The following is a 7,431-nucleotide window of genomic DNA, read 5'->3' as shown; positions in this document are numbered from 1 at the left end:
CTGCGGTGAGTCATAGCGCACCAGCAGCACCGGGATCCGGCCCGTGGGCGCCAGCACCCAGCTTTGGTAGCTGCCCGGAGGCTCTTCGTACTGCCAGGCCAGATGCGGTCCCTGGGCCGTGGCGACATAGAGCGCATGGCGGCGCTTGGGATGGTCGAAGCCGCCCATCTGCGTGACCAGCAAGGCGCGCGCCCCGCCTTGCACGCCGGGCAGGCGCAAGGTCCGCGCCGCAGCGGTGACCGTGCCTTCTTCCTCGCCGGTCGTCCAGACGCGCGTGCGCTGCGCGGCCTCGGACAAGGGATCTCCCACGCCGTACAGCGGATCGGATGGCGCCAGCTGGGCCTGCCCTCTTGAAGCAGGCCAGGCCAGCGCCGCTGGCTTGCCTTGCTCCATACCGGCACGCACCAGCCTCAGTTCGAAGGGACAGGCCGACGCCGTGCAGGCAGGCAGGGACAACTCATAGGCAGGCGCCCCCTTGGCCGTGCCGGACGGCAGGCTTTCCAGCACCTGCCGCTGCAGCCCGGCAGCGAACGCCGTCGTACCCAGCAGCGCCACAAGCCCGAAGGCCAGTGCGGGCAATACCGGCGTCTGGCGAAATGAAGAATCGGCGCGCATTGAGTGGAAAGCCATGGTGATAGCGAGTTCCTATGATTTGCCAGACGGAAATCCGTTACTGCTGCATTTCATCGGCGCAGGCATTTTCCACAAGCTCCCATTCGATGTCTGTTGCAAAATGCATCCAACGCCGCATGAAGGTAATTCGTCCTCTGCATTCCCTCCGGACCCCGTGCAAATACCGATTCATTGGCGGTGTTTTTTCAAGAAACCTCAACAATATCAATAGCTTGCACCAACACAGATGGACAATGAAAATACCATCTTGTACACATGAAAAATGTCGCCACAGATGGACGGGCCGCACCGGAGATTCACACCGCATTCCGGCACCTTCCATTTACACGAACTCCATTACATTTTTCACCCTGAAAATCAGTGGATGACACCAGGCGCATGCATTGAACCCATCGCAAATCCGTCCCATGTCACGGTATTGCCTGCCGTCACTACCCGCCTGTCCGCGCCCGGACAGGCAACACCCGGCATTGCCACGGTTGCACTGCAGGCCCTGAGTGGAGCAACCATCGCCGCACGGGCCAGCGCAGCCGGCACCAGTTTCTTACCGTGGACGCCCGAAATCACTGCTACAATCGAGGGCTTCGGAGAGGTGGATGAGCGGTTTAAGTCGCACGCCTGGAAAGCGTGTGTGGGCTAATCCCCACCGCGGGTTCGAATCCCGCCCTCTCCGCCATACACCCAGCAAAACGGGCCCCTACACGGGGCCCGTTTTCGTTTCCGGGCCTGCATTCGACCCGGGTCCTGCCCTGCGCAGCCTCGCGTCGCATCCACCCGGCAGGCCGTCAGCGCATCAGGGAAAGTCACAGGCTGTACCTGCCCCTCAAGCCTTGCGCAGACCCCTGCCTGGGCATGCAATACGCAGGTGTCCGACAGGCACCGCCTTGTTTCAGTGATGTACTAGCTGCAACAAAGCACCCAGGCGCGCAGCTTTGTGCAACCGCAGCGCGGCGCGAACAAGCATTCAGGCCCAGCCGCAAGAGGCTTGCAGGGTGAGAGATCCGACGGAGGTTCCAAATGGAAAGCAATGTCACAAAATCCCTTCAAGTCCTCTTAATTTCCGTCAATTTCACTCAATTGACGATAGTTTTCAATCAGAGACGCCAAGCCGATCGAAAAAGCCAAAAACCCGACGTATATTCCACACCGCCTTGCAGCCTGCCCGGCCCGCCCTCGGACTGAGACGGCCCCCGCTCTCCGGGCGCGGAGCACCAGAACAACGCAGGAGCGAAGAGCACAAGAAGACGCAAAGGGGTTGGCATGAAAATTCTTTCGTTCTTCGGGACCCGTCCCGAGGCCATCAAGATGGCGCCGCTGGTGACGGCCCTGTCGCAGACGCGCGGCATCGAAAGCGTGGTGTGCGTGACGGGCCAGCATCGCCAGATGCTGGACCAGGTGATGGAGCTGTTCGGCCTGCAGGCCCGGCACGACCTGGCCGTCATGCAACCCAGCCAGACACTCAACGGCCTGTTCTCCCGCGTGGTGGCGGGCGCCGACGGCGTGCTGGAGCAGGAAAAGCCCGACTACGTGCTCGTGCACGGCGACACCAGCACGGCCACGGCCTGTGCGCTGGCAGCATTTCACCGGCGCATTCCCGTGGGCCATGTGGAAGCCGGCCTGCGCACGGGGGATCTGGCCCAGCCCTTTCCCGAGGAAATGAACCGCCGCGTGGTCGATGTGGTCAGCCAGTGGATGTTCGCGCCCACGCCCACGTCGCGTGCCAACCTGCTGCGCGAGAACCTGCAGGGCCGCATCGCCGTGACCGGCAATACCGTCATCGATGCGCTGGCCACGCTGTGCGACCGGCTCGATGCCCGACCCGAGCTCGCCCGCGACATTGCCGGGCGCCATCCCTGGGTGGACGCGCAGCGCCCGCTGCTGCTGGTCACGGGCCACCGGCGCGAGAACTTCGGCGAAGGCTTCCAGAACATCTGCGCCGCGCTGGCCGAGCTGGCGCGGCGCCATCCGGACCTGCTCATCGTCTACCCGGTGCACTTCAATCCTGCCGTGCGCGAGGTGGTCATGCGTACGCTGGGCGGCATGGACAACATCCGCCTCATCGATCCGCTGGACTATGTGGACTTCGTCTGGTTCATGCAGCGGGCCCGCATCATCCTGACCGATTCCGGCGGCGTGCAGGAGGAAGCACCCTACCTGGGCAAGCCCGTGCTGGTGATGCGCGATGTGACCGAGCGGCCCGAGGCCGTATCGGCCGGCACCGTGCTGCTGGTGGGCACGCAGCGCGCGCGCATCGTGGCCGAGGTGAACCGCCTGCTGACCGATGAAGGTCACCGCGCCTCGTTCGCGCGCCGCATCAATCCCTATGGCGACGGACGGGCCTCGCAGCGCATCGTACGGGCCTTGCTGGGACAGCCCTTCGAGGAGTTTGCCGCCGGACCGGCAGGCATCCTCGCCACCATGGGCAAGGGCCTGGCGCCGGCCTGAAGGCCGCCAGTCCCAACGCAACGGCAGCCGCCCTGCAGCAACTGAACGTGTCACGAATCGCGTCACGAACCGAGCACCGAAGTGAAAAAGAGGCCCCCCATGCAACCGACCATCCACCGCCATTCGTTTTCCCGCACCGGGGCCCGCTGGGCGCTGGGTTCGCTGCTGGGCCTGGGCGCCCTGTTCGCCCAGACGGCATCCGCCTCGGCGCTGGGTGACGCCATACGGCAGCTGGGCGCCAGCGACGGGCTGCAGCGCAGCGTCACGCTCAAGGAGCTGGGCATTGTCGACCCGGTCGTGCTGGCCGGCACGGCCACCCAGGACTTCTACCTGCCCGTGCCGCGCGGCCTGCCTCTGGGCGATGCCAGCATCGCCTTCGATGGCCGCTACCTGAAGGGAGAGCCGGGGACCTCGACCGTGGTGATCTCGCTCAACGGTACGCCGGCCGTATCCCAGACCGTGCCGGACGGCGAAGGCACGCTGCAGCGCAACCTGCCCGTGGCCCAGCCTGCGCGCGCCAGCGACTTCGTGCGCCTGGGCGTGAACTGGCGCAACCGCAACAACAGCCAGCAGCGCTGCGACGAAAACCACTCCCTCGCCAACTCGCTGACCATCTCGCCGCAGACACGCCTGAGCTACCGCGTGGACCCGCGCGATGTGCGCACCATCGAGGATGTCTGGAACACCCTGCCCGTGCGCACCACCGTGCTGGTGTCGGGCAGGCAGCTGGAGCAGGCCTCGTTCGACAGCGCCTGGCGCATCGGTGCCAGCCTGCAGCGCAACAACAGGCGCATGCAGGTACGGGCCCTTCCTGCCGTGGGCGAGGTGATCGACCTGCGCGGCCTGGAGGTTCCCGCCGCCCTGGCCGGCGTGCCCGCCTTTGCCGCACTGCGCGGCGCCGAGCCCCAGCACAAGCTGGCCAGTGACGCCGAACTGGGCGCGCTGCTCATGCTGGGGGCCGCCCAGGTCAGCGGAGACATCGTGGTGGCCGACAAGGCACTGCAGCAGCGCCTGACCGCCGCCTTCGCGGCCCTGCAGACCCAGCTGGCGGCCGACCCCGATGCGGGCCAGGCGCTGCAGCAATGGCGTGCCCGCCGCGCGCCGCTGGCCAGCGAGGCGCTGGCCTCGCAGCAACTGCGAGCCTTGCCCATGGGCCGCCAGATGGTGCTGGCCGTGGCCTCCGATGCGGGTGCGCGCGTGGCCGGCCTGCAGGAGGCCGCCCTGCAGCGCCTGCTGGTCAGCGACAACGTGACGGTGGCTGCGGCCCAGCCCCCGCAATGGGACGAGGCCAAGGGCATCCGCCTGTCCAGCCTGGGCGGCAGCCCCGACAGCTTCGACGTGCTGTCGCGCGGCGAGTGGACGATGAACTTCCCGCTGAGCGCCGTCGCCTCGCAGGGCCGGATGCCGGGCGAGATCACGCTGTACGTGGCCGCAGCCCCCGGCGCCTCGGCCACGCGCCCCGTGGCCACGCTGTTCTGGAACGGCATGCTGCTGTCGGCCCGCCAGCTGGACGCCAACGGCCAGCCCGAGCGCCTGCGCGCCCGCGTGCCCGGCTACGCGCTGGGCATCAACAACACCTTGCGCGTGTCGGTGCAGCGCCAGCCCTACTCGGCCGACTGCAACGAGATTCCCCAGCCCTATCCCGCCAGCGTGCTGCCGGCCATCAGCTATGTGACGCCCGGCAAGGCCGAGCCCAACGGCAGCTTCATCGGCCTGCTGCCCCTGCTGGGCGCCAGGTCGCAGCTGCTGGTGCCTGCCAGCTACCTGTCGGCCGCGCCGGCCGCGCTGGAGCGCATGGCCAACCTGGCAGCCGCCAGCGGCCTGTCGGCCTCGCAGGCCGAGCTGGTCGTGGCCCAGGCCGATGCGCCCGCCAAGCCCTCCATGCCCTTCGTGGCCATGGAGGTGCCGGTGGACGGCGCCAAGCCCCTGGTGACGGTCACGGACGGTCAGCAGCTGCGCATTCGCGGCAAGTCGCTGGACTGGCTGGACATCAAGGGGCTGAAACAGCTGTCCTCGGCCGAAGTCGTCACTGCCGGCGGCCAGCAGGGCGTGCTGTGGCGTGCCATCGGCGAGTGGACTGGCGGCCTGGGCGAGCCCTTCCTGCTCAATCGCGGCAACATCGCCGTGATCGGCGGTGACGGCCCGCTGGCCTGGCTCGACAGCAGCAACCCCGATGCCGGCATTCCGTCCGGTCCGCGAGAAGGCGCCTTCCACGAATGGCGCAACTTCCTGTCCTGGAGCGTGCCCGGCATCGCCATTGCGCTGGTCGTGGTGGTGCTGCTGGTGCTGCTGGCCTGGGCGGTGGCGCGCAGCAAGCAGCCCAGGCACTGAGCCGGGCCCGAGCCACGATGACGACGGCATGAGGCGATCACCATGATCTCTTCCCTCTACTGGCCCTACCTGGTGGCCGACTACTACCACGCGCTGGAGATCACCAGCGCCGTGGTGGCCGTCATCATCCTGCTGTCCAGCATCGATGACCTGTTCATCGATGCCTGGTACTGGGTGCGCGAGGCCTGGCGCGCGCTGACCGTCAAGCGCCGCTACCAGCCGCTCAAGGCACAGCAGTTGCAGGAGGTCGAGGAAAAGCCGCTGGCCATCATGGTGCCGGCCTGGCTGGAGTACGACGTGATCGCGCCCATGCTCGAGAGCATGGTGGGCACGCTGGACTACAAGAACTACATGATCTTCGTGGGCACCTACCGCAACGACGAGCGCACCAAGAACGAGGTGGAGCGCATGCGCCGGCGCTACCGCCAGTTGGTCCGCGTGGAGGTGCCGCATGACGGCCCCACCTGCAAGGCCGACTGCCTCAACTGGATCGTGCAGGCCATCTTCCAGCAGAACACGCTGCAGCCCGAGCCCTTTGCCGGCCTGATCCTGCACGACAGCGAAGACGTGCTGCACCCGCTGGAACTCAAGTACTACAACTACCTGCTGCCGCGCATGGACTTCATCCAGCTGCCCGTGACCTCGCTGGAGCGCGAGTGGTACGAGCTGGTGGCCGGCACCTACATGGACGAATTCGCCGAATGGCACACCAAGGACCTGGTGGTGCGCGAGAGCATGTCGCACATGGTGCCCTCGGCCGGCGTGGGCACCTGCTTTTCGCGCAAGGCGATGGAGGAACTGGCCGCCGAGACCCACAACCAGCCCTTCAACACCGACACGCTGACCGAGGACTACGACATCGGCGCGCGGCTGGCGCGCCGGGGCATGAAGCAGATCTTCGGCAAATTCCCCGTGGACTACGTGATACGGCGCAAGCCGCTGTTCGGCCTGGGCAAGGAAAAGGTTTCCACCCTCACCATGCCGCTGGGCATACGCGAGTTCTTTCCCAACACCTTCAAGACCGCCTACCGGCAAAAGGCGCGCTGGACGCTGGGCATCGGCCTGCAGGGCTGGAGCCAGGTCGGCTGGGCCGGGCCGCTGTCCACCAAGTACCTGCTGTTCCGCGACCGCAAGGGGCTGGTGACCTCCTTCGTGGCCATCCTGGCCTATCTGCTGCTGCTGAACTTCCTGGTCTTCCTGCTGGCCGACCACATGGGCTGGTGGACGGTCTACTACCCCTCCCTGTTCGCCCCCAATGGCTGGCTGGTGACGCTGATGAGCGTCAACGTCATCGCCCTGCTGCTGCGCGTGGTGCAGCGCGCATGGTTCGTCTCGCGCCTGTACGGCTGGGAGCACGCCATGCTGTCCGTCCCACGCATGGTGATCGGCAACTTCATCAATGCCATGGCAGCGGCGCGCGCCTGGAAGCTGTTCATCGTCCACCTGGTCACGGGCAAGCGCCTGGCCTGGGACAAGACCATGCACGACTTCCCCTCCACAGACCAGCTGGTGCACCAGCGCCAGCGCCTGGGCGAGCTGCTGCTGTCCTGGCAGGCCATCGACGAAAGCCGGTTGGCCAGCGCGCTGGAGATCCAGCGGCGCGAACGCCGCCCGCTGGGCGCCATCCTCATGGAGCAAGGCTGGCTCGACGAGGCCACGCTGCGCGAGGCCATCAGCTTCCAGCAGGGGGAGCCCACCGATCCCCCGGCACATCCCGGCTTGGCCGCAACAGGCAATCCAAGCACACCAAGGGCCGGCATATGAAGCGTCTCGCACCCCTCGTTCGCCCACTCACCCTGGCCGCCCTGCTGGGCGCCGGCTGGAACGCGCCGCCGGCCTGGCCGCAGGCCGCAGCAGCCGTCAAGGCCGAGGCGCCGCTCAGGGGCCGCGCCTGGCAGCTGGCCAACCAGGCCTATGCCCACTACCAGGCCGGCCGCTTTGCGCGGGCCGCCAGCGCCGCCGCATCGGCCATACAGTTGCGCCCCGACCTGCTGCGCCTGCGCATGCTGCTGATCTACGCGG

Annotated in this window: 4 protein-coding genes, 1 tRNA gene and 1 pseudogene; 5 read left to right on the top strand and 1 reads right to left on the bottom strand. The window is 66.9% G+C overall.

From position 1 onward, the window contains the following. Positions 1-630 (bottom strand): annotated as a pseudogene (locus L995_RS14920) (hypothetical protein); the annotation flags it as partial. 589 nt (positions 631-1,219) lie between these two features. Between L995_RS14920 and L995_RS14915 the strand changes: the two are divergent. The 5 genes from L995_RS14915 to L995_RS14895 form a co-directional block, all read left to right on the top strand. Further along, positions 1,220-1,309: transfer RNA gene (locus tag L995_RS14915), tRNA-Ser, on the top strand. Between the two features lie 584 nt (positions 1,310-1,893). Next, positions 1,894-3,078 carry a non-hydrolyzing UDP-N-acetylglucosamine 2-epimerase gene (wecB, locus tag L995_RS14910; protein WP_016452411.1) on the top strand — a complete coding sequence of 395 codons (1,185 nt, stop codon included), beginning with the start codon at positions 1,894-1,896 and terminating at the stop codon, positions 3,076-3,078. Positions 3,079-3,177: 99 nt separating this feature from the next. Next, positions 3,178-5,409 carry a hypothetical protein gene (locus L995_RS14905; RefSeq protein WP_047472461.1) on the top strand — a complete coding sequence of 744 codons (2,232 nt, stop codon included), beginning with the start codon at positions 3,178-3,180 and terminating at the stop codon, positions 5,407-5,409. Positions 5,410-5,451: 42 nt separating this feature from the next. Continuing rightward, a complete protein-coding gene (locus L995_RS14900) occupies positions 5,452-7,173 on the top strand; it encodes a glycosyl transferase family protein (RefSeq protein WP_047472460.1) in 1,722 nt (573 codons plus the stop codon). Beyond that, a partial coding sequence (locus L995_RS14895) for a hypothetical protein (protein ID WP_047472459.1) occupies positions 7,170-7,431 on the top strand: 262 nt, incomplete at its 3' end. The genes L995_RS14900 and L995_RS14895, both read left to right, overlap by 4 nt.

The organism is Delftia sp. ZNC0008 (genome assembly GCF_000799035.1).
GTDB classification, from domain to species: Bacteria; Pseudomonadota; Gammaproteobacteria; order Burkholderiales; family Burkholderiaceae_C; genus Comamonas; species Comamonas tsuruhatensis.
This window is presented reverse-complemented; position numbering and strand designations above follow the sequence as displayed.

What these genes read in the sequence shown, in the direction of transcription:
- wecB (WP_016452411.1), top strand. Translation starts at nt 1,894, where the DNA reads ATGAAAATTCTTTCGTTCTTCGGGACCCGTCCCGAGGCCATCAAGATG.
- L995_RS14905 (WP_047472461.1), top strand. Translation starts at nt 3,178, where the DNA reads ATGCAACCGACCATCCACCGCCATTCGTTTTCCCGCACCGGGGCCCGC.
- L995_RS14900 (WP_047472460.1), top strand. Translation starts at nt 5,452, where the DNA reads ATGATCTCTTCCCTCTACTGGCCCTACCTGGTGGCCGACTACTACCAC.